This is a genomic window from Methylomonas sp. HYX-M1 (genome assembly GCF_040741385.1).
GTDB lineage: Bacteria > Pseudomonadota > Gammaproteobacteria > Methylococcales > Methylomonadaceae > Methylomonas > Methylomonas rhizoryzae.
Genome location: NZ_CP160405.1, coordinates 3,616,091 through 3,639,245 on the forward strand (window position 1 = coordinate 3,616,091; position 23,155 = coordinate 3,639,245).

General features: G+C 62.1%; 12 protein-coding genes and 1 pseudogene. 2 read left to right on the forward strand and 11 right to left on the reverse strand.

Annotation, left to right across the window (positions count from 1 at the left end; translation table 11 throughout):
- Window positions 1-6: 6 nt before the first annotated feature.
- From AB0A83_RS16460 to AB0A83_RS16510, 11 genes and pseudogenes are all read right to left on the reverse strand, one after another.
- On the reverse strand, window positions 7-1,698 hold the full coding sequence (locus AB0A83_RS16460; RefSeq protein WP_367154755.1) for an amino acid adenylation domain-containing protein: 1,692 nt from the start codon (window positions 1,696-1,698) through the stop codon (window positions 7-9).
- Window positions 1,677-3,248 carry a condensation domain-containing protein gene (locus tag AB0A83_RS16465; protein WP_367156175.1) on the reverse strand — a complete coding sequence of 524 codons (1,572 nt, stop codon included), beginning with the start codon at window positions 3,246-3,248 and terminating at the stop codon, window positions 1,677-1,679. The genes AB0A83_RS16460 and AB0A83_RS16465 overlap by 22 nt, the downstream gene beginning before the upstream one ends.
- Window positions 3,243-13,051, reverse strand: a pseudogene (locus tag AB0A83_RS16470) (amino acid adenylation domain-containing protein); the annotation flags it as partial. The gene AB0A83_RS16465 and the pseudogene AB0A83_RS16470, both read right to left, overlap by 6 nt.
- A gap of 8 nt (window positions 13,052-13,059) precedes the next feature.
- Window positions 13,060-14,067 carry a TauD/TfdA family dioxygenase gene (locus tag AB0A83_RS16475; RefSeq protein WP_367154756.1) on the reverse strand — a complete coding sequence of 336 codons (1,008 nt, stop codon included), beginning with the start codon at window positions 14,065-14,067 and terminating at the stop codon, window positions 13,060-13,062.
- 206 nt (window positions 14,068-14,273) lie between these two features.
- On the reverse strand, window positions 14,274-15,017 hold the full coding sequence (locus AB0A83_RS16480) for an alpha/beta fold hydrolase (protein WP_150052037.1): 744 nt from the start codon (window positions 15,015-15,017) through the stop codon (window positions 14,274-14,276).
- 7 nt (window positions 15,018-15,024) lie between these two features.
- Entirely contained in the window at window positions 15,025-15,237 is a 213-nt protein-coding gene (locus AB0A83_RS16485) for an MbtH family protein (RefSeq protein WP_150050254.1), read from the reverse strand.
- 7 nt (window positions 15,238-15,244) lie between these two features.
- Window positions 15,245-16,216, reverse strand: a complete 972-nt coding sequence (locus AB0A83_RS16490; RefSeq protein WP_367154757.1) for a GNAT family N-acetyltransferase — start codon at window positions 16,214-16,216, stop codon at window positions 15,245-15,247.
- Between the two features lie 143 nt (window positions 16,217-16,359).
- Window positions 16,360-17,697, reverse strand: a complete 1,338-nt coding sequence (locus tag AB0A83_RS16495) for a SidA/IucD/PvdA family monooxygenase (RefSeq protein ID WP_150050258.1) — start codon at window positions 17,695-17,697, stop codon at window positions 16,360-16,362.
- Window positions 17,698-17,748: 51 nt separating this feature from the next.
- A complete protein-coding gene (locus tag AB0A83_RS16500) occupies window positions 17,749-20,160 on the reverse strand; it encodes a penicillin acylase family protein (protein ID WP_367154758.1) in 2,412 nt (803 codons plus the stop codon).
- A 25-nt stretch (window positions 20,161-20,185) separates the two neighbouring features.
- Window positions 20,186-20,956 carry a hypothetical protein gene (locus AB0A83_RS16505; RefSeq protein WP_150050262.1) on the reverse strand — a complete coding sequence of 257 codons (771 nt, stop codon included), beginning with the start codon at window positions 20,954-20,956 and terminating at the stop codon, window positions 20,186-20,188.
- An 81-nt stretch (window positions 20,957-21,037) separates the two neighbouring features.
- The gene (locus AB0A83_RS16510; protein WP_367154759.1) at window positions 21,038-21,955 is read right to left on the reverse strand and encodes a hypothetical protein; all 918 of its coding nucleotides are present in this window, start codon (window positions 21,953-21,955) and stop codon (window positions 21,038-21,040) included.
- A 711-nt stretch (window positions 21,956-22,666) separates the two neighbouring features.
- Here AB0A83_RS16510 and AB0A83_RS16515 point away from each other — a divergent pair.
- Both AB0A83_RS16515 and AB0A83_RS16520 read left to right on the forward strand, forming a co-directional pair.
- A complete protein-coding gene (locus tag AB0A83_RS16515) occupies window positions 22,667-22,879 on the forward strand; it encodes a hypothetical protein (protein WP_367154760.1) in 213 nt (70 codons plus the stop codon).
- Window positions 22,880-22,926: 47 nt separating this feature from the next.
- Window positions 22,927-23,148, forward strand: a complete 222-nt coding sequence (locus AB0A83_RS16520; RefSeq protein ID WP_150050268.1) for a DUF6686 family protein — start codon at window positions 22,927-22,929, stop codon at window positions 23,146-23,148.
- Window positions 23,149-23,155 lie beyond the last annotated feature (7 nt).

Here is a 23,155-nt window from a genome sequence, read left to right on the forward strand (position 1 = left end):
CAGCCCTTACTCCCGTTCCGACATTTCCAACTCGTCCAGCCAATCGCCCATCTCGGCAAGAACTTGGTCGCCCAATTCGGCACTGGCGCTTGGCGTGCCGAGCAGCGCCGCTAAATCCTGCAGGCTTGCGGTTTCGAACACGGCAAGGAGCGGCAAGTCCGCCCCCAAATCGGCGCGTATCCGCGCCACCAAACGGGCCGCCAACAAGGAATGTCCGCCCAGTTCGAAGAAGTTGTCGTCCAGGCCGACTGATTCCACTGCCAGCAGCTCCTGCCAGATGGCCGCTAGGCGCCGTTCGCTGTCGCTGTGCGGAGCGCGGTAAACTTGGCCTTGCCAGTGCGCGTGCGGCAGGGCTTTGCGATCCAGCTTGCCGTTGGCGGTTTTCGGCAGGCTGTCCAGCCGGATTAGCGCTGCCGGCAGCATGTAGTCCGGCAAGCGCCGGCTCAGGGCGTCGCGCAGGTCGGCGTCGCTGCCGGCTTGCGCGGTCGCGCCGATATAGGCCACCAGGCGCGGGCCGCCGGCGGCCTCTTGCAGCAGCACCGCCGCTTCGGCCACCCCGGCTTGCTGCAGCAAGGCGGTTTCGATTTCTCCCAGTTCGATGCGCAAGCCGCGCAGTTTGATTTGCTGGTCGATGCGCCCCAAATAGTCGAGCGCGCCGTCGGCCCGCCGTCTGGCCAGGTCGCCGCTGCGGTATAAGCGGCCACCGCTGCCGAAGGGATCGGGCAGGAAGCGTTCGCCGGTCAGGCCGGGTTTGCGGTAGTAGCCGCGCGCCAGGCCCAGGCCACCGATGTACAGCTCGCCCGCCACCCCGGCCGGCAAGGGATTCAGGTCGCTGTCCAGGATGTGGATCTGCAGGTTGGCGATGGGCCGGCCTATCGGTACCGGGCCGGGCTCGGCCCGGCAGGTCCAATGGGTGACGTCGATGGCCGCTTCGGTAGGGCCGTACAGGTTGACCAGGTCCACGCCCGGCAAGCGTTCGAACACCCGCTGTTGCAGTTCGGCCGGCAGGGCTTCGCCGCTGCAGACGATGCGCTTCAGCGCAGGCAGTGGCGGCAGCGGCGCTTGATTGACGAATTCCGCCAGCATGGACGGCACGAAATGGACGGTGGATACTTGCTGCGCTTGCAAAGTGGCTGCCAGTGCCGCAGGGTCGCGGTGTGCGCCGGGCCGGGCCAAAACCAGGCGGGCGCCGGTCATCAAGGGCCAAAAGAATTCCCAGACCGAGACGTCGAAGCTGAACGGGGTTTTTTGCAACACGCTGTCGCCGGGGCCGATGGCATAAGCTTGTTGCATCCAGTGCAGGCGGTTGGCCAGGGCGGCGTGGCTATTGGCCGCGCCTTTGGGCTGACCGGTGGAACCGGAGGTGTAGATGATGTAGGCCGGATGGGCCGGATGCAGTTGGACGACGGGCGCGCTTTCGGCCTGAGCCGACAGGTCCAGGCTGTCCAGATCGTACACCGCGCATGAATCGGGACACAATGCGGCGAATCGGTCCAACACAGCACCGTGACTCAGCAACATGCCGATGCCGGAATCGGCCGCCATGTAGGCCAGCCGCTGGTCCGGATAGTCCGGGTCCAGCGGCAGGTAGGCGCCGCCGGCTTTGACGATGGCCAGTATGCCCAGCACCAGTTCGAACGAACGCAGGGCGCCGATGCCGACCGGGGTTTCCGGGCCTACCCCCGCGCGATCAGCCAATGCGCCAGCCGGTTAGAGCGCGCTTCCAGCTCGGCGTAACTCAGCTCGGCCTCGCCCAGGGCCAAGGCCGGCGCCCAAGGCCGCCGGGCCGCCGCCCGGGAAAGCCATTCGGGCACCAAACCCTCGGGATAGACCGTCGCGGTGGCGTTGCCAGCGGATTGCTGCGCCAGTTCGGCCGGGCTTAACAGCACCAGCGCCGCCAACGGCAACTCCGGGTTTTGCGTCCAGCCGTCCAGCAAGTTTAAAAAGTGACCGGCCAGCCGGGCTATGGTCTCGGCCGAGAATAAATCGGCGGCATACACCCAACGAGCGCTGAAGTTGCCGTCGGCGTCTTCTTCGGTTGCCAGGCTCAAATCGAATTGGGCGCCGGCCTCCTCGGCTTCGATACGTTCGATCAGCAGATCCGGCAAGGTTTGCAACACTTGCAAATCGCGCTTTTGATGATTGAACATCACTTGGAACAGCGGGTTGCGGTTCGGCGCCCGTTGCGGTTGCAACGCCTCGACCAGATGTTCGAACGGCAAATCCGGGTGTTCCTGCGCTTGCAGCACGGTTTGTTTCAGCCGTTGCAGGCACTGGCTTAAATTCCATTCGCCGCGACATTCGGCTTTGATCACCAAGGTATTGACGAAAAAGCCGATCAGCATGTCCGTCTCCAACCGTTGCCGGTTGGCGACCGGCACACCGATGCGCACATCGGCTTGCCCGCTATAGCGGTACAGCAAGGCCGAAAACGCGGTCAACAATACAACGAACGGGGTGGTGTCGTTGGCCAGCGCCAAGCGCTTGACCGCCGCGCCGAGCCCGGCCGGCAAGGCCAAGCCATGCGAAGCGCCGACTCCGGACAGGCGCTCCGGCCTGGCGTGGTCGCACGGCAAGGCCAATGTCGGGTGCTCGCCGCCCAATTGCCGCCGCCAATAGTGTAATTGCCTGTCGGCCTCCCCGGCCGCCAGCCACTGCCGCTGCCACACCGCGTAATCGGCGTAGTCGATGGCCAGGGCCGGTAGTTGCGGCTGGCGGCCATGAAGCGCTGCGGCGTACAGCTCGGCGAACTCGGCCAACAAGCGGCCGACCGACCAGCCGTCGGCCAACAGGTGATGCAAGGTCAGCCATAAGGCGTGTCGATCCGTCCCGCAGCTGCACAACACGGCCCGCCATAACGGCCCGGCCTCGAAATCGAACGGCGCGTTGACGTCCGGCACCTGCCCCAGCCGGGTTGCGTCGACCTCGATCCGCGCCAGCGGCGCTTGCACCCCGGTCTGCGCGATTTGCATCGGCTTGCCGTCTATACTCACGAAACGGGTGCGCAGCAGCGCGTGGCGCTCGGTCAAGGCTTGAAATGCCGAACCCAGTGCCTGCAGGTCCAGGCGCCCGTCTATCCGCAAGCCGCCGCAGATGTGATACGCCGTGGAGCCGGGCTGCAATTGCGCCAAGAACCACAAGCGCTCCTGGCCGTACGACAACGGCCTGGGTCCGACATCCGGCAGGCGCGGGATCGTCGCCGGTTGCTCCGCCACGGGTTCGTCCAACGCCAAGGCCAGTTCGGCCACGCTCGGGTTATCGAACAGCAGCTTGGGCGTCAGTTTCAGGCCTTGCTTGCGGGCGCGGGCGATGATCTGCAAACTCAAAATGGAATCGCCACCCAATTCGAAGAAATTGTCGGTCACACCGACCGCTTCGCGTTTCAACACGGTTTGCCAGATCGCCGCCAGCTTGGCTTCCAGCTCGTTGCGCGGCGCCAATACGGTACGGGCCTGGGCTTGTGGCCTGGGCAAGGCCTTGCGGTCCGGCTTGCCGTTGCCGGTCAGCGGGATGGCGTCCAACAGCAGCAAATGCGCCGGCAGCAGGTAATCGGGTAAGCGCTCGGCCAAGTCACGCAGCAAATCGGCCGCATCCAACGCATGGCCGCGTTCGGCCACCGCATAAGCCAGCAACTGCAAGCGCCCGTCCGCGCCGTTGGCCTCGGCAATCACCAAAGCGTCAGCGATGCCCGGCAAGCCGCGCAGGATATGGGCGATTTCGCCGGGTTCCACCCGGTAGCCGCGTATTTTGACCTGACTGTCCGCCCGGCCCAGCCAAACCAGGCGGCCGTTGCGCAGCACGGCACGATCGCCGCTACGGTACATCCGCGCCGCCGGCCGGAACGGGTCCGGCAAAAAGCGTTCGGCGCTGGCGGCAGCCGAACCGTGATAACCGCGTGCCAAGCTGCCACCGCCGATATACAGTTCGCCCGCCACCCCGGCGGGCAAAGGATTTAAGTCGCGGTCCAGCAAGTAGGCGTAAACTCCCGGTAACGGCGTGCCTAGCGGTAGCGACGGTCCACTGTCCGCGCCTGCCTCATGGGTCAGCACTCCGACCGTGGTTTCGGTCGGTCCATAATGATTGACGATGCGGCAGCCCGGTTTCAGGCGACGCACGCTAGCCAACAATTCGGCGTCGCAGGCCTCGCCGCCCAAGATCAGCAAATTTTCCGGCAGTACCGCCGCCGGATCGGCCGCTTGCAACAAGCCGCGCAAATGGCTGGGCACGATTTTCAATACCGACACTTGCAGTTCGCCCATCGCCGCGGCGAAACGGTCGGGGTCGGCCGTGATCTGCGCATCCAACAGCACCAAGGTGTGTCCGCCATACAACGCACCGAACAACATGGTATGCCCCAAATCGGCGGCCGCGGTCGACACCATCGCCCAGCGGCTCGACCGTCCGGTCTCTAAGCGCGGCAACACGCCTTGCAGATACTGCGACAAAGCCGCGTGACTGACGGTCACCCCTTTAGGCCGGCCGGTCGAGCCGGAGGTGTAGATTCGATAGGCCGCCTGTTGCGGATGTATTGCGGCAGCCCGGAAAGCCCTGCCCCCTTGCGCGGGGATACCTTGCGGGTCCAGCTGCGGAATGTCCCAATCGGCGCAGCGCGCGGCGGCGGCCGACTCGGCCAGCAGCAAAACCGCGCCGCTGTCTTGCAGCACATCTCGCAACCGACTATCCGGCAACGCCGGGTCCAGCGGCAAATACAGCGCGCCGGCCATCTGCACGGCCAACAGGCTGATCACCAAGTGCGCCGTGCGTTCGAATAGCACGCCGACAGTGCTCTCGGTTTTAACGCCGCGACCTTGCAGCGCCGCCGCCAAGCGTTCGGCAGCCGTATTCAACTGCGCGTAACTAAGCACGGTATCGCCGGCTATCAGCGCCGGCGCATCCGGCCTACTCGCAACCCGACTTTGCCAGACTTGCAGCCAATCCCCTTCGGTCGGCGCGACGCCGGCAAGCGGCTCTGCGGCCAACAGCGCCCAGGCCGGATCGGCCAAGGCCAAGTTCGGTTCCGGCAGTGGCTGTAAGTGCAAATCGGCCAGTTTAAGTTGGTCGGCGGCGGCCAGTTGCAGTAAAAGAAACCGGTATTGCCGCGCCAATTCCGGCAACGCATCCGCCTGGAAACGCTGGCGTTCGCCGGATAAGGTCAGATGCAAGCGCGCATCCAGGGCGGCGATTAGACTCAAGGGATAATTGTTGCGCCCGCGGGCGTGGCGCAGCCCGCTTGCCGGCGCCGCATCGTCCAGCAAACCGACGCTCAAACCGCCGCGCCGGCCGGTCAGCACCCGGTCCAAGGGATAGTTTTCGAACACCAGAATCGCATCGAACAGACTTTGCCCTTCGCAACCGGCGACACGCTGAATATCCGCCAGCGCCACGAACTCGTGGTCGCGCATGGCCGCGGCTCGGGTTTGCAGCTCGCGCAGCCAGCCTGCGACCTCCTGCCCACCCGGCACCGCGACCTTGAGCGGCAAGGTATTGATGAACAAACCGGCCATCTGGTCGATGCCGGGCACGTTCGCCGAACGGCCGGACACGGTGACCCCGAACAAGGCCTCGCCGCCATGCCTGGCCAACAGCAGGGCAAATGCTGCCTGCAGCAAGGTGTTGACCGTCACGCCGTAGCGGCGCGCGGCGACGCTCAGCTGCGAGGTCTCGGACTCCGACAAGCCGAATTCGACTTCCTGGTAAGCCCCGCGTTGGCCGGGCGGCGGCCCGTCCGCCGCCAGCGGCAAACCGGTGACGTGCTCGAAACCGCTCAGCGCCTCGCGCCAATACGCCAGCGCCGCCGGATAATCGCGGCCGGCCAGCCAACGCAAATAGTCGGTATAAACAGCTTGCGGACCTAACGGATCGCCGTGATAAGCGCACATCACGTCGCGCAGCACCAAGCCCATGCTCCAGCCGTCCAGTGCGACGTGATGGTGGCTCCACAGCAACCAGAAAACACCGTCGGCTACTCGAAACAAAGCCAGCTCGAAGCCGCGCCGGCCGGAGAAGTCGAAACCGCGCGCCCGTTGCTCGGTTAAAGTGCGGTTCAAGCGCTGCCAGCGTTGCGCGTCGTCCAATTGGCGCCAATCGGCTTGCTGCCAAGCCACTAAGCGGGTTTTTTCCACGATTTGCAGCGGCGGCTGTATCTCTTCGTCACCATAGACCGAGCGCAAGGCCGGATGCCTGTCTACTGCGGTTTGCCAGGCTTGACGCAGCCGCTCCGTGTCCCATTCGCCTTGCAGGTGAAACAGCCGCTGATAAAAGTACGGATCTTGCTCGCCGTGCTGCAGCGCATGAAACAAAATGCCCTGCTGCATGGGCGATAAGGGGTAGAAGTCTTCGATGTCGGCGTGGTCCAGCGGCAAGGCCTCCAGTTGCGCCTGATCGAGGCCGGCCAGCGGCAGGTCGCTGGGGGTCAGGCAGGGCTTGGCCGTCAGGCAGTGGGCCAGCAAGGCTTGCAAACGGGTTCGATAACGCCGGATCAGCTCGGCAATGGTTTGTTCGCGGTAACGTTCCCGGCTGTAACTCCATTCGATGCGCAGCCGGCCTTGATAAACCTCGGCGTTGATTTCCAGGGCGTAGGCCAACGGCGCGCCGGGGTCGCGTTCCTCGCCGCCGGGTTCTGCAGCCGGTTCCAGCAGGGCGTCGCGGTCGAAACTGTTGTCCAGCTGGCCCAGGTAGTTGAACAGCACCGGCGGCTCGGCCGTTATCGCGTTCGTTTGCTCGGCGTCGGCGGCCGGGCCCGCCAGATAGCGGATCACGCCGTAGCCCAAGCCCCGGTCCGGCACCTGCCGCAGCTGTTCCTTGACGGTTTTGACGGCGCTCGCAGGGTCGGCGTCGCCGCTGAGTTTGACCGGGTAGACGCTGGTAAACCAGCCGACGCTGCGGCTTAAGTCCGGTGGCGTTTGCGCGTCGCTTACGATCAGCTCGGCTTCCCGGCCGTGGCCTTCCAGGGCGATGCAGACCTGCGCTTGTCCGCTGTAGTCGCACAGGGTTTGCGCCAAGGCGGTCAACAGCAGGTCTTGGATGCGGGTGCGGTAGGCGGCGTGGGCCGGTTGCAGCAGTTGTTCGGTTTGTGCGGCCTCCAGGCTCAGGCTTAGGCTGGCTCGGTCGCGCTGCTGCGCCCGGCCGTTCGGGTGGTCGCAGGGCCAGGCCGGGTCGGTCGGCAATTGCCGTTGCCAGTAGTCGCGCTGGGCCTGTAAGGCCGGACTGCGGACGTAGGCTTGCAAGGTGTCGCCCCAGGTTTGGTAGCTGGCGGTTTTGCCCGGCAGTTGCGGGGGTGGCCTTGGGCGATGGCCCGGTAGGCGTGGTTGAGGTCTTCCAGCACAATGCGCCAGGACACGGCGTCGACGATCAGGTGGTGGGCCAGCAACAGCAAGCGCTGGCTGCCGTCGGCCAGGTCGATCAGCGTGGCTTGGAACAGCGGGCCGCGTTCGAGATTTAGACTGCGCTGGGCCTTGTCGGCGATGGCGCGGATGTCGGCGGCGTCTTGCGCGGTGTGTCGTTGTAATAAGGCGGCGTGGTTCGTCGTTACGTCGGTGGCCGGCGCATAGGTTTGCTGCCAGCCGTCCGCTTGGCGCACATACCGCAGGTTCAGGCTGTCGTGGTGCAATACTAGCGTCTGCAAGGCTTGCGCCAGGACCTCGGCCACCAGCGGGAGGCGGGCTTTCAACAGCAGCGATTGGTTCCAGTGCGCCGGTCTGGCCAAGCCTTGGGCGAAGAAGGCCTGCTGGATAGGCAGCAGCGGCGCGGTGCCTACCGCCGGTCCGGTCGGCGCCAGGGCGGACGCGGCCAAGGGCCGGGCGACTTGGGCCAAACCGGCGACGGTTTGGTGTTGAAACAGGTCTTTCGGGCTGAAGCTCAGGCCGTGCGCCCTTGCCCGGCTGACCAGTTGGATGGAGACGATGGAGTCGCCGCCCAGTTCGAAGAAGTTGTCGTGCACGCCGATCGTCTCTCGGCCTAGCAGGTCTTGCCACAGTTGCAGCAGCAGGGCTTCGGCCGGAGTAGAGGGCGCTTGGGCCTCGGTCGTTGATCGAGTCGGCGCCGGCAGGGCCCGGCGGTCGATTTTGCCGTGGGCGGTGCGCGGCAGCCGCTGCAGGCGCAGCAGGCGGGCCGGCACCATGTAGTCCGGCAGGCGTTCGGCCAGGGCGGCTTTGAGTTGCGCTTCGCTCGGGTCGCCTTCGGCCTCGCTATCTGCTACCGGGCAGGGGTTCGGCTCGGCGTGAGCCCGGGCTGACGGACTCGGCTGCCAATAGCCGGTCAGGTAACGGCGGCCGTCGTCTTCGCGCAGCAGCACGTAGGCGTCGTCTATTCCGGGCAGTTGCCGTAACGCGGCTTCGATTTCGCCGGGTTCGATCCGGTAACCGCGCAGTTTGATTTGCTGGTCGGCCCGGCCGAGGTAAACCACTACCCCGTCGGCGCCGCGCCGCACGATATCGCCGCTGCGGTACAGCCGGCTGCCGTCGGCGGCGAACGGGTCGGGTAAAAACCGTTCGGCGCTCAGATCGGCCCGGCCGTGGTAGCCGCGCGCCAGGCTGGGGCCGCCGATGTACAGTTCGCCGGCCGCACCCAGCGGCACGGGATTCAGGTCGGCGTCCAGGATGTGCAGGCTGCGTTCGCCCAGGGCGCTGCCGATGGGGGCGTAACCGGCGAATGGGCGGTCGTCGGCCAGCCAAGCCAACGGGGTGATCACGGTTTCGGTCGGGCCGTAACCGTTGACGATGCGTTCGGGCCGCAGGGCGCTGCGGATTTTGGCCAAGGCGGCGGCGGAGACGGCTTCGCCGCCGACGCAGACGATGCGCAGCGCGGTGGTATCGCCATGCGCCGCCACCGCGTCGGCCAGTTGCAACAGGGTGCCGGTCGGCGGGTACGCCACCGTCACCGCGTGGCGCAGCACCGCATCCCGGACGGCTTCGCCGCCGCCGCGACTGTCGCCCAGCACCACGCCGGCACCCTGGCTGAGCGGGGCCAGCCATTGTTCCAGCGCGGCGTCGAAGGTTAAGGCGGCCAGGTGTAACGCTCGGTCGGCCGGGGTATAGCGATACAGTTCGGCGGCGGCCTGGATGTGCCGGCTCAACGCGCCGTGAGCCACCGCCACGCCTTTGGGTTTGCCGCTGGAACCGGAGGTCAGGATCAAGTAGGCCAGTTGTTCGGGATGGATCGCAACCGCCGGCGGCCGGTCGGAGTAAGCCGCAAGGTCCAGCTCGGCCAAGTCCAACAGCGGCGCGCCGCCAAAAGCGGCGCGTGCGCCGGCTGCCCGTTCGGCGTGGATCGTCCCCTCGCCCGCACCGTCCGCCTCGTCTAGTCCTGCAGGCAGCGCCGACCAGGCCGGCGCCACACCGCACACGATCACCAGGCTCGCCCCGGCATCGGCAATCACGTCGGCCAGCCGCTGCGCGGGTTGTTCCGGATCCAGCGGCACGAAGGCCGCGCCGGCTTTCAGCACCGCCAGCATCGCCACGATCGCTTCGACCCCGCGCGCCAGCAATATCGCCACCCGGCTTTCCCGCCCCAGCCCGGCTTGCACTAGATAATGCGCCAGACGGTTGGCGTCCCGTTCCAGCTCGGCATAGCGCAAGCTCTGCTCGCCGGCGATCAAGGCAATCGCTTGCGGCCAAGCCTCGGCTTGGCGGCGGATCAGTTCCTGTACCGGCACGCCGCCGTCGTAACGGCGCGGCCATAGGTTCCAGGTTTGAAAACGCTCGGTTTCCGCGGCGCTCAATATGGCATGCGCGGCGATAGGCGCTTGCGGCTCCGCGAGCAATTGCGTCAGCAGGTTTTGAAACTGCCCGGCCAGACGTTGGACGGTCTCGGCGTCGAACAGGTCGCAGGCATAGGTGAAAAAGCCGCCGAAGCTGTGCGGGCCGCGTTGCCAGGTGTCCAGGCTCAGGTCGAATTGGGCGGCGCCGTTGTCCCGTTCCAGGCTGTCGATCTGCCAATCGCTGCCGGCTTGCAACAGGCTAAGGTCGGTTTGCTGGTGGTTGATCAGGATTTGGAATAAGGGATTTTGCCCCAAGCGCCGTTCGGGTTGCAGGGCGTCGACCAGTTGTTCGAACGGCAGGTCCGGATGGGCCTGGGCTTGCAATAGACTGTGTTTGACTTGTTGCAGCAGTTCGTGGAAGGTGGTCCGGCCGTCCAAGCGGCTGCGCAATACCACAGTGTTGACCAAGTAGCCGATCAGCCCCTGGGTTTCCGGGCGGTTGCGGTTGGCCAGCGGCAGGCCGATGCGCAGGTCGGTTTGGCCGCTGATCCGGTACAGCCAGGCGTTGAAGGCGGCCAGCAGCAGCATGAACGGGGTCGCACCTTGTAGTTTGGCCCGTTCGGCCAGTTGCCCACCCAGTGCGTCGGGCAGGACAAAGCCGACCCTTCCGCCGCGCTGGCTGGGTTCGGCCGGGCGCGGCCGGTCGTACGGCAGGACGACTTGCGGCTGGTCTCCTTCCAGCTGTTGCAGCCAGTAAGCCAGTTGCCGTTCGGCTTCGCCGGCTTCCAGCCAATGGCGCTGCCAGCAGGCGAAATCGGCGTGACGGATCGGCAAGGCCGGCAGTTGCGCAGGCCGGTCGGCGCCCAACCCGGCGTGCAGTTCGGCGAATTCGGCCAAGAGCCGGTTCAGCGACCAGCCGTCGGCAATCAGATGATGCAGGGTCACGTTCAGTTCGTAGCGGTTTTCCCGACCGGCGTCCGCCAGCTTGACCAGCAGCAGTCGCCACAACGGGCCGTTCACCAGATCGAACGGCGCCCGCGCCGCCTGTTCGGCCAGTTGCCCGGCTTGCGCCTGCGCCTCAGCCGGCGGCCAAGCGCTCAGGTCGCGATAATCCCAGGCGGGGAGCAACCCGGACACGAGGCGCTGGCGCGGCTGGCCGTCCCGGGCGTAAAACACGCTGCGCAAGGCGTCGTGGCGCTCGGCCAGGGCGGCGAAGGCCTGCCGCACCCGCTCGGGCGCCACGTCCCCGGTGATACGCACCCCGCCGGCTATGTGGTAGGCCGCGTTGGACGGGTCCAGCTGCGCCAAAAACCACAGGCTTTGCTGGCCGCAGGACAGCAACAAGTCGTCGCTTTGCCTCGAATGGTTGATAGGCGATTCAGTCCGGGCCGCATCTACCGACAGGCTATCCAAAGCCGCACAGAATTCGCGCAAGCTAGGCCATTCGAAAAACCAGTGTGGCTCGACCCGTACGCCGAATTGCGCGTTCAGGTGGGCAATCGCTTGCATGAGCGCGATAGACTGGCCGCCGAGCGCAAAGAAATTGTGTTGAGCGCCCACCGCATCAACCCCCAGCACCTCGGCCCAAATGGCGGCGACTTGCCGCTCCAACGGCGTCAATTCGTCGTCGGCGTTCGGAAGCGTTTGCTCCCCGCTCCGCCACGAAGCATAAGCGTCCAGACTGCCGTCCAGCCAGCCCTGCCTGCAAGCGCTACGTTGCAATTTGCCGCTGCTGGTTTTAGGGAGCGCACCCGGATTCAACAACAGAATGACGGCCGCCGGCTGCTGACAACACAACGCCAGTTGTTGGTTAACCGCTTCGATCAGGCTTTCCGCCGGCACCCGCTTTTGCGTGCTGCGGCCGATTTCCGCCGCCACGCCTATGCCTTCGCAGCCGTCTATGTTGACCGCAAACGCCGCCACCCGGCCTTGGCGCAGTCCCGCCACCCCATGTTCCAGCGCCAATTCCAGGTCTTGCGGGTATAGATTTTGGCCGCGAATCACGATCAAATCCTTGCAACGCCCGGTGACGTGCAGTCGACCATCTGCCAAAAACCCCAGATCGCCGGTGCGCAGCCAGATTTCGCCGTGCCGCCTGACGAAAGTTTCCGCCGTTGCCTGCGGATTTTGCCAGTAACCGTGCGTGATGCTCGGCCCCGTCACCCAAATTTCGCCGACCCGGCCGGCCGGCAAAGACTGGCCGTTATCCGGGTGTATAACAGCTATGCCGTGTTCCGGCTGCGCATGGCCGCAGTCGACCACGGCGTTGGAACCGACGGCAAGCGCCGCCCGGAGTTCGGCCGGGGCGTGCGCCGCGCGCACCCCTTCTCCCGGCAGCCCGCCGCTGACCAGCAGCGATGCTTCCGCCAAGCCGTAGCACGGGTAGAGCGCGCCGGCCGGCAGACCGGCGGCGGCAAATTTGCCGGCGAAACCGTGTAAGGTGTCCAAGCGTATCGGTTCGGCGCCGCAAAAAGCCAAACGCCAACTATCCAGGCGCAAACCGGCCAGTTGCGCCTCGCCGATACGCTCGTTGCACAAGCGGTAGGCGAAGTCCGGCCCGCCGCTGACCGTGCCGCCGAACCGCGACAGCGCTTGCAGCCAACGCAGCGGCCGTTCCAGAAAATGCCGCGGCGACATCAGCACCAGCGGAATGCCGCTATACAACGGCTGCAGCAAACTGCCGACCAAGCCCATGTCGTGGTACAAAGGCAACCAGCTGACGAACACGTCGTCGCCGCTGATCCGAAAGCCGTGTTTGATCGCCCGCTGGTTGGCCAACAGGTTGTCGTGACCGACCATCACGCCTTTGGGGCTGGCGGTGGAACCGGAGGTATATTGCAAAAATGCCAAGCTATCGGCCGCCAACACCGGCATGCGCCAGTGTTCCGCCCACTCGGTTTCGATGGCGTCTACCGCTATCGCGGCGATAGGTTCGCCGCCGCTCAGTGCGTCCAAGACCGGCGCCAACCCCGCCTGCAACGAAGCATTGCTCAGCACGACGCGCGGCCCGGCGTCGCGCATGATGGCGGCGACGCGCGCTAGATGCTGCGGGGTTTGCGATTCCGGCGGATAGGCCGGCACGGCGATGACGCCGGCGTACAAGCAGCCGAACAAGGCACTGACGTAGTCGATGCCGGTGTGCAACAAAATCAGCGCCCGGTCTCCCGGAACGCATCGGCTTTGTAGATAGCCGGCCACGGCACGGGCGCGCCGGTCCAAGTCGGCAAAGCTGTAATCGGTAACGGCGCCGTCGCCGTCGGCGATGCAATGTAGCGCCGGACGCTCCGGATGGCGCTCGGCACGCTGCTGCATTAAATCGACGAAATGGCGGGCTTGGGCGGGATTGAAACTCATAGCTTCGATTATGCGGAAAAGGTTTGCGAATAAGGTTCGGCCATGGCGACCACGACTTTACGCGGCCCGCGAAACGGCGCGCGGGCGTGGGCCGCCAGCATGTTGTCCAACATCATCACGTCGCCGGTTTGCCAGGGAAAACTGACGGTCAGCTCGTCCAACACAGCGCGAATTTCCGCCAGGACGCTGTCTTCTATCGGGCTGCCGTCGCCGTAATAGGCGTTGCGCGGCAATTCTTCCGCTTCCAGCACCGCCAGCAGCGCCTCGCGCACGTCCGCTTCCAGATTGGAGACGTGAAACAAATGCGCCTGGTTGAACCATACCCACTCGCCGGTTATCGGGTGGCGGGCGGTGGCCTGGCAGATTTGCCGGGTACGCAATTCGCCGTCCGCCAGCCATTCGCAGTCGATGGCGTGCTCGCGGCAATAGCGCTCCACGACCGCCGGGTCGTCGCTGTTGAACACCTGGTTCCAAGGCACATCCAAGCCGTTGCCGTAATTGCGTACATACATCAAGCCATGCTTTTCGAAGCGACGGCGGATGGCCGGATCGATGCGGCGGTAGATTTCCCGGCTGTCGGCAATCGGCGTTTCCCCGCCCCGCTCGGCCACCAACGCGCTGTAAAACCAGATTTTCAGCGGCCATTCGCGGGTGTAAGCCTGTTCGTTGTGCAAGGGAATAGCCTGATGCGGCGGATATTCGGTCGAGGTATATATCCCGGCATCCACCCGGGTGCGCGGCGTGGAGCCGAATTCGTAACTCAACAGCGGGTGGCCGAAACCGGCGGCAAAGTCCTTGAATTGCGTAATACCGTCGACCACGAAATCGCGGAACAATAAGCCGCCGCATTCGAGCAGCCGCTGCTGCAACAACTCGCCGAACCGAGTGACCACATCTTGCAGCGCCACGCCCGGAATTTCCGGCCGTATAAGCAATGGCAGGAGGCCGCCCGGCGATAAAGGCTCTATGTGCAATGCAACTGTGGCATTCGCTGCCGATGCGATACTCGTAATCATCAAAATTACCGTGATCTATGAATTGAAATTCGTGCGGAGCCAAGCCTGTCCGGCCGTTTCCCGTACTTCAAGACGCCGAGGTGTTTGCCCTGGGAAGCGCTTTCGCACCAGGTATAGAGGCAGGGGGAGAATTCCTTTTCCATTGCCTCCCAGGACAAACACCGCGTCAGCCTGAATGACGCCGATTCGAGGGGCGCTATCGTCCGCTAGAGCGGGCCGCTCGCAGCCTGCGCAAGTTCGCCGCAACATGCGGCTGCCACGCGGTAAGGTTGTAACGTCTGTCCGAAAAAGCGCAAAAGCTCGGACTCGCAAGCGCGCAAAAAGAAATGGTCTCCGTCGAACATCTGCAACGAACAGCCGCCGCTGCTCTCTTCGCGCCAAGCCAGTAGCGCTTCCTTACTGATCGCATCGAGGCTGCCGCCCAGAACGTACAGCGGCATAGCCAACGGCGGGCGCGTCTTTCTGCGGTAGCCGGCGCACAGCGCGAAATCGGCTTTGAGCACCGGCAACAACAAGGCCATCATCTCGGCGTTAGCCAGAATTTCGCTGTCTGTACCGTTTAAACGCTGCAACTCCCGGCGCAATTCGTTATCGGTTTGCAAATCGGCGTAACGCTCGGTTCGCCGGCACAGCGGTGCCTCGGCCGCTGACAATATCAACGCGCATGGCTGCGGCCCGCCGCATTCTTGTAAAACATGGGCCAACTCGAATGCAGCTAACGCGCCCAGGCTGTGGCCGAATAATGCGAACGGCGCCGAAATTGCCGGTATCAGAGTCGCGGACAGCTCGTCCAGCAAAGCCGGCCATTCGCGCTGCAAGTCTTGCTGCCAGCGCGCGCCGCGCCCCGGCATTTCCACCGGCACGGCCCGCAACCAGTCCGGCAGGCGCTGTTGCCAGCGCAAGTAAACGGCCGCGCTGGCACCGGCATAAGGCAGGCAAAAAAGCTGCATCACCGGCTTAGCTCTCCTGACCTTCCATGAACTTGCGCAAGCTTAACGGTCGCATGTCGGTCCAAACCTGTTCGATGTACTCCAGGCAGTCCTTTTTCAGGCCCGATTTGCCGACCGTGCGCCAACCGTTGGGCACCGGCTTGTAGTCCGGCCATATCGAATATTGTTCTTCATGGTTGACCACAACCTGAAACACGGTGTCTTCGCTATCGATGCTCATAAATTCGTCAAATACAAAATTGCTCGAAAAATACTTCCCGCGACAACAGCATCATCGCGGCACGTTTATGCGGAAAATCGAATTCCTTCAGCTTGCAAAAGCCGGCTTGCTGCATGTAGCCGATCATCTTGGCGTTGTCGGCGCGCGGCTCGGCCACCACGTTGCGGGTACGCGGATCGTCCAGAAACATGAAATGCGCCAGAGAAGGCAACCAAGCAGCCACCCGCTGCGGGCCTCGCCAACGCTGTTCGCCGACCAGCATGTGCACGCCGCGATCGTAATCGTCCGCCGGGTAGTAAGGCGCGATGCGGTCTTCCTTAGCCCAATAAATCTCGAAATAGCCGAAAGGCTGGCCGTCGAAACAACCGAATACCGGCTGCATGTGCGGATCGTTAGTCACTTTGTCCAAGTATTCGCGGTGCATGGCTTGGCTGCCGGCCAATTCCCAAAACGCCGATACTCTAGGGTCGTTATGCCAAGCGTGGAAGGTATCCAAATCGGCATCCGGATCGACACTGCGAAACGACACCCGCAAGTCCTGCTCAGGCAAATAGCGTCGATACAGTTCCCCGGCCGGCAACGGCGGGCGCAGCGGATGGCGCTTGCCGTCGCTGACGACGTAATGCAAAGGGAAAGGTTGTTGACGCAGCTGCGGTAAAAAACTGTCGGAGAGTTGCCGCAACATGCTGCGCTTGACGGTGACCAGCTCTTCTTGTGAGCCGGCGATGGCGATTCCGCCGCTGATCAAAGCCGCCGCGATGCCGCGGGCTTGGATCCGCAACACGACTTCCCTGTTAGCCGGCCGCCGGTCGAACCAGGCTTGCAAGGCCGGCAATAACGCGGCCGGGCTACTGTCGCCGGCCGCTACAACGACGCTGCCGTCTGCGGTTTCGCACAGACTTGACTGAGGCTGCCGATCGCTATCGGCAGCGTACAAATCGATTTGCAGATTGTCGTAACAGGTTTGAGAGAGTGTCATAGCGCTGGTTACACCTTGGAAACAGTCAGGTTAGCGGATTAAAAATTTATGCGAATAATAACGATTCTCATTTAATATGTCAACCAAACAATTGCTTTCCTCGTCGCGCCGCTCGCCCGTTACCCGCTTCATGCAGCTCGGCCCTATCCGACTTTATATATCTTCGCCGCCAGCCCGGAGGTTTCCGCTCCGGCATTTTCGGCAGCTTGCCCGCCGACCCAGCGCATCGGCGCCGGAAAAGGATCGACCTTGTAAACCGGCCTATCCAGCAAACTGTTGATGATTACCGCGGAACGCCAAGCCGCCAAGCTTAGCTGGGCGTCGGCTACGCCGTGGCTGTTGCGGCCGGCGTTCAGCATGTAGATGCGATGCCGGGCCGGGCCGTCCCAAGGCAATCGATAGTCCTCGCTCAAACGCGGCAGCCCCTCCCGGTCCAAGTCCAATCGTTCCAGCAACGGGGCAAGACAATCCGGTAATTGGTAGCGGTAACCGGTCGCCAGCACGATGCGATCGACGGTTACCGACTCGTCGCTGCGATTGAAACCGTTGCGCATATGCAAGTGGTAAGCGCCTTTGTCTCGGCCGGCCAGATGCACTTCCCGATACGGCAAAATCGCATACGGCGTGGTGTCGCGATTCAAGAAATCGCCGTCGTACAAATATTGCGACAGGACTTGCAAGGTGGCCGGGGACACGCCGTCGCCGGTCAGCTTGTGCGAGGCGACAATCGGCAACTTGCGCGCTTCCGGCAAGGCATGAAACTGGCGCACATAGTCCGGGGTGAAATATTCGTTGGTGAAGGCGGTTTCATCCAACGGTTCCAAATTAGGCCGGCGACTGATCCAGACGATCTCCTCGGCCTTGCCGCGGTTGCCGGCCATCAAATCCAGAAATATCTCCGCCCCGCTTTGCCCGCCGCCGATAATCGCCACCCGCTTGCCGGCTACCGAAAAGTCCGAACCGACGTATCCGTGACTATGCAGACAATACTCGCCGACGTAGCGCTCTATCCAGGTGGGAAGGTGCGGGCGCATGCCGGTCGCTACCGCCAAGTGCCGAGCCGCAAGCTCTTTACCGCTTTCGCAGCGCAAGCGGAAACCGCCGTCGCTAAACCGGATGTGTTCGATGCCGTCGCCGAATTGCAAGCAGGGCAATTGCTCGGCAGCCCAGCGCAAATAATCGGCAAATTCCAGCCGCCGCACCCTGGGGTAATCGGCATTGACAAAACGGTAAAACCGGCCTTTTTGTACCAGATAGGCCAAAAAACTATAGGGATTGCTAGGGTCTATCGGGGTTACCAAGTCTTTTAAATACGAGGTCTGCATTTGCGTACCCGGCAGCATCATGCCGGGATGCCAGTTGAAACGCTCGCGGCGCTCGAAGAAGCGCGCCCGGCAGTCCGGCACTTTAGCCAGCAAGGCCGCCAAACTGAGATTAAAAGGCCCGACGCCGATACCGGCCAGATCAAGAATGTCGCTCATTGCTGTGTCCTAACTGAAGGGTGATTTGAAAAGTGGTAACGCATGCCGAGCTCAGTGCGGCAGCAAGATCGTGCGCCGGACGGCGGCTTGCGCCACCCGCTCGGCTGAAGTCAACAGGGGAAAACCGGCACCCGTGCGCCAGGCGCCGGTCATGTCCCGGTACTGCGCCGCCAAGGGATTGCCGGATTGGCCGGTACCCAGCACAAATAGGGACCTGTCCGGCTCCGCCAAGTCGTAAATAGCCCGAAACGCCGGCCCGGCCTCGCCGACGTAACGTCCCGACGCTTCGTCGTAACGGTAACCGCTGACGTTGACGCTATCCATGCCGCCGGGACTGGAGGTTTCGACGTTGAACCAAGCGGACAGCCACGGCAAGCCGCCGAACGCCGCGTGACGAAACAAACTGGGATGCGCCTCGCCCCAGCGCCACGCCCGCATATCTTTTCCGAAATGCTCGCGCAGATTGTGCAAAGCCCGTTGCAGCGCGGTCTGCATGGCAGCCGCGCATGGCACGGTATCATCAGCGGTTTGCGCCGGACACCAGCGCGCGGCGGCGCCGTCCCGGTCGGTCAGGACGCGGGCTAAAAACGGCGGGTTGTAATCGCCGACTTGCTCGAACAAATCACCTAGCGGCTCGCGATACAGCACAGCCGCCAATTGCCGCAACCATTCGGCGAAAATCAAGGGCTGCGGACTGTCTTCGCGCATGCCGCCGTCCCAAGCCCGCAGCAAAACCAAGGCCTGCTGCGTTTCCAGCGTAGCCGGTGTCGCCAATAGAAAAGGCAACAGTTCAGAGGCAAGCGGGTTGGCGATGTCCGCCTGTATTGCGGCGAAAGAAGCCGTGTCGTGCCGTTCGGTGGCATCCAGCAAGGCCGAGATGCGCTCGGCCCGATACGGCAAGGCCCAGTTGGCGGTGATGAAATAGGGATAGTTGGGCGGGGTGATGTCTTGATTGGCAGTGACGATTTTGCCGTCGGCGGCTCCGGTTTGTTGCGGCAAGTCGTCGAACGGGATCCAGCCTTGCCAATCGTAACGACTATCCCAACCCGGTGCGGGCAGGCGGCCGGACAACACGTTCCGTTGATCGCGCAGCGGCACCCGGCCGGCGGCGATGAAGCCGATTTGTCCTGCCGCATCCGCATAAACGATGTTTTGCTGCGGCGCGTGAAAGTCGCGGGCCATTTGCCGTAATGCGTCGGCATTCGCCGCGGTGCCGGCGTTCAGAATAAAACGGATGGTGCTATCGTCGGCGGCCAAGCCGGACCAGTTCAAAGCAATCGCCAAACCGTCGGACGCCAGCTGAGCGGCATCCGGGTCGGCATCGGACAACAGCGGCCCGTGACGGCTCAGGCGCACGGTTAAATTTTCCGTTTGTCCGCCCTTAATCCGGATCGTTTCGTCGATACGCTCGAACTCGGCCGCACCCTCCGGGGTTCGATAACGCTGCGTTTGACCCGGCAAGGTTTGTTCGAAATACAGGTCCTGGCTATCCGGACCGGTATTGGTGAAAGCCCAGGCGACTTGGCGGTTGCGTCCCAGAACGACGCCGGGAATACCGGGCAAGGTCGCGCCGATTGCATCCAAACCCGGCGCGTGCAAATGCGCGAAATACCACAGCGATGGCGCGGTCAGGGGCAGATGCGGATCGTTGGCCAAAATGGGTTTACCGCTAGTCGACCGACTGCCGTCCACGGCCCAGTTGTTGGAACCGACTGCTTGTTTGGCCGGCAAGCGGCCAAATGCCAGCAAGCGTTCGGTCAGGCTATGCGTTGCCGCCGCATTCCCCGGATATTCGGGCAGCCCGGCCACGGATGCGTACGGGTAACCTGGAAACAAATCGGCGATGTGCTTAGGCGGCAAGCGTTGCTGCAATTTGAAATTCAGCAACTCCTCCCACCAATTGCCGGACAGATTCCAGGCCAGGGTTTTCAACCAGACCAAGGAATCCTGCGGCTGCCACCGCTCCGGACCAGCGCCGAGCAGGTAGTATTCGACCGGCAACCAATGCGCCTGGTCCAGATAGGCGTTGACCCCGTCGGCATACGCCTGCAGCGCCGTGCGCGTGGCTTGATCCAACTGTTGCCAATTGGCCTGCGCCGCACGCTGCAAGCCCAACACCCGGAAAAACCTATCCTGCGGCAAAGCCTGTTCGCCGAGCAGTTCCGCTAACCGGCCGGAGCCGGCCCGCCGGTTCAAATCCATTTGCCACAAGCGCTCCTGCGCGTGCAGATAGCCCAAGGTCAAATAGGCGTCGGTTATGCTAGCCGCGTACACGTGCGGCACGCCGTAACGATCGGTGACTATTTCCACCGTGTCGCTCAAGCCCGCCGCCGACAACTTTTCCGGCCCTTGATCCAATCCGATGAACAAGCCGCCGCCGATAGCCAAGCACAAAACCAGACTCAGCGACAAGCCAAGCGGCAGCGCCCGGATATTTACAACGCAATGTGCGGCTGTCGGCATTGGTTTACTCTGTCTGCTTTGCTTGTCAAACGCGGATAAGGTCTCGGGATTTGGGTCGATTAACACCCAACACGCCGAATAAAGCCGTTAAAAACAACCAAACGGCACCCGGCAACGGCACGGCAACCGGAGTTTCGGCATAGGGCGCGCCTTGCGCTACCCCGGCAATGTCGAAAGCAACCTGGGCGATGCGCGAACCCGCGGCAGCGGATAAATCAAATAAGTAGGCGCTATCGTCGGGGGCAAAAGTTAAATCCCAAATCAGTAGCGATTGATACACCGCATATTCGACCGAGTCCATGACCACGGTATTGCCGGTGTCGGTCAATGCCACATAGTCCGCACTCAAGCCGTTCAGCCAAATGTTGTCGTAATCGACGCCGTCGCCGTCCAACGTTACCCAAGCTTCCAACTGCATGGCAACCCGGGTGACTTGATCTACGGCTTGCGCGGCGTATCCGGAAATATCCGCGTAGGCGAATATCGACTCGCCGTCGTTGGCCAGATTGCCGTAAGCGTCGATTGCGGTGCCGTCCCAGCTATTCCAGCCGAAGCTGGCACCGCTTAGCCCGTAGCTTCCGGCCAACAACTGGCCGTCTGCGTTGAAGGTATCCCATTCGGCATAAACCGTCCCCGCGTCACCGCGGCTCCAGCCTCCCCAAACCGCTTGCTGCGGCTTGTCGAACCCGTAGCCTGCCTGGTAAGGATCCATGCCGTTGGCGATATCCGCCACCGCGGGTAGTGCCTGCGTCAACAATCCTGCCGCCAGCACGATTGCAAAAGAATGATGTTTCATAGTCGAATTCCGGTTGATATTGATGAATTGCGGCAGCCGGCTTTACCTCAGCCGGCTGCTTTCGGATTTAGGGAGGCGAGTCTATTGCAGCGAGCAGGACTGATCGTCATCCGCGGTAATTTCCAGACTCCAGCCACCCTTGATCTCGCCGGCGAACCAATAGAAATCGTCGACCACGTACAACTTCCATTGGCCGGACGGATCCGCACCGTTAAAGGTGGCGAGTTTCGGACCGTTGGTGACGATTTTGTAAGTGCTTTCGTCGCCGGGGGTCGGAGTGGTCAACACCGTGGTAGGGGTCAGTGCAATCGAGGTTTCCGGATCCTGCAGTTCCACGGGGGCCGGTGCCGGGAAATGGTCGGTATCGGGATTGTTGTCGTAATCGCTGGGTTTGTAGGTACGCAATGCGGTATCGGTCCATACGTCCACCCACTCTTCGTAGATGACGTTGTAAAGCGCATTGGTGGTTCTATTGCTCAAGCGACCATTGTTGCGAGTAGTACGCGGCAACGGCAAGGTTGCGGAATCGTCGAATTTCCAATTCAGGTTTTCCGCGACGATGCCCAACACCCCACCCTCAGGGGTCGCACCGGCCGAACTGACGTTAGACGCCAGCATCACGTATTGGCCGTTCGGCCCCACCAACAGCATGTCGACGTCGTTTAAATAGTCGTGATACAAGCCTTTGATGGTTACGTTGACGTCCTTAATTTTCGCGCCTTTCGGGAACGCGCTTTTCGGAACGTTAATCATCGAAGGATAGGTTTTGGCTGCTTTTACCGGAACCGCCGGCGCACCTTCCGCAGTGTATGTCTCCAACAGCGCGGCGCACTCCGGCAAATCCGGATCGGCGCAGGTGTCTTGAATCACGATCGGGCGCGGATTGGCGAAGGTTCTGGTAACCGCATCGGCATTGACCGAAGCGACGGGCAAGCCCGCCAGCAGCGCTACCGCAGCGGCTAACGGCTTGGCTTGAACACGTGACAAAGTATGCTTCATGAATATTTTCCCTAAATAACAATTGAGATGACTGTGGCTGCATTCCCGTTCGAAAACCTCGCTAAGGAGGCATTAAAAAACGAAATATTTTCGAAATGAGAACGATTATCATTTTGTTAAACAAACACAGACTTGTCAACCTGTTTTGTTCAGCACACTGAAGCCTCAATTGATTTCGGGACTATTTCCCCATTGGGTTTAAAGAATCCAACCCTTTGTAACGCTTTATGAAATCCAAATCTCGCCTATGCAATGTAATCTAAAGTTTCCTACAAATTCCTCAAGCCATCATGCCAAGCAACACGGCGAACAGAGGATTTTCGGGAGTTGCCGGGTCTGGGGCAGCTTTTCATTACTATGAACGTCATGGTGAGGGGACACATAGCCGCTATTCGCAAGGCCATCATCGCGACTATGCGTCGCTCCTACCAAGCTAGCTTCATTTACCGGAGCGATTGTCAGGTCTTCATGATCGTTAGTTGGGGTGATAACCATACATGCCCATTATCCCCCGAGTAATGCGGAATCGCCTAGCAGACGCAGTAAAAAACGCTGTACATACAATCACTAGCGCCTGCTTTTAATCAGCCTGACCTAGTCTGAGTTAGGCTTGCAAACCGCCTGAACTTACGAGCAGGAAAATTTTGGTTGCTTTTTTTAATTGAGAATGATTATCATTTGAAAAAAGTCACTCGCCACGTGAGTACACCTATGAAAATGTTTTCATCATTTTTTAAAGCACCCGCCACGGTAAAACTGGAAATCGAGCCGCGCTACTTGGCCGTACTGATTGCAAACGGCCAACTGCATGCTACCGATTTCCGCTGTCTGGACCTAAATTCCAAGCAAATCGTTTGGAAACTGCTGCTGACGCTTGCCAAGGCTAAGCTGAACGGCAACGACAGACTCGCGGAAAGCGGCTAGACAGCGGCCCGATCAAACGCGTCCATCCATATCCCGGAGATTAATCCATGTCGAAAAAACCTTGTACTCACGAATACTTAGCCACTAACGAGAGCGGTAAAGTATTGATTTGCCGCGAATGCGGAGTAGTTCATCTGCATCTGCACAATATGTCCTTGCGCCTGGACGAACAGCAATTCGCCAGTTTTGCCGCGTTGATGAATCAAGCGGCGCGCAACGTCGCCGACAACGCCATGGCTAAACGCCCCAGCCTGACTTTAGTGCATTAATTCAGAT

Bases quoted from the DNA above. Each gene is read 5' to 3' on its own strand.
- AB0A83_RS16495 (WP_150050258.1), bottom strand. From the start codon at position 17,697: ATGAGCGACATTCTTGATCTGGCCGGTATCGGCGTCGGGCCTTTTAAT.
- AB0A83_RS16480 (WP_150052037.1), bottom strand. From the start codon at position 15,017: ATGCAGCTTTTTTGCCTGCCTTATGCCGGTGCCAGCGCGGCCGTTTAC.
- AB0A83_RS16500 (WP_367154758.1), bottom strand. From the start codon at position 20,160: ATGCCGACAGCCGCACATTGCGTTGTAAATATCCGGGCGCTGCCGCTT.
- AB0A83_RS16490 (WP_367154757.1), bottom strand. From the start codon at position 16,216: ATGACACTCTCTCAAACCTGTTACGACAATCTGCAAATCGATTTGTAC.
- AB0A83_RS16510 (WP_367154759.1), bottom strand. From the start codon at position 21,955: ATGAAGCATACTTTGTCACGTGTTCAAGCCAAGCCGTTAGCCGCTGCG.
- AB0A83_RS16520 (WP_150050268.1), top strand. From the start codon at position 22,927: ATGTCGAAAAAACCTTGTACTCACGAATACTTAGCCACTAACGAGAGC.
- AB0A83_RS16475 (WP_367154756.1), bottom strand. From the start codon at position 14,067: ATGATTACGAGTATCGCATCGGCAGCGAATGCCACAGTTGCATTGCAC.
- AB0A83_RS16485 (WP_150050254.1), bottom strand. From the start codon at position 15,237: ATGAGCATCGATAGCGAAGACACCGTGTTTCAGGTTGTGGTCAACCAT.
- AB0A83_RS16515 (WP_367154760.1), top strand. From the start codon at position 22,667: ATGAAAATGTTTTCATCATTTTTTAAAGCACCCGCCACGGTAAAACTG.
- AB0A83_RS16505 (WP_150050262.1), bottom strand. From the start codon at position 20,956: ATGAAACATCATTCTTTTGCAATCGTGCTGGCGGCAGGATTGTTGACG.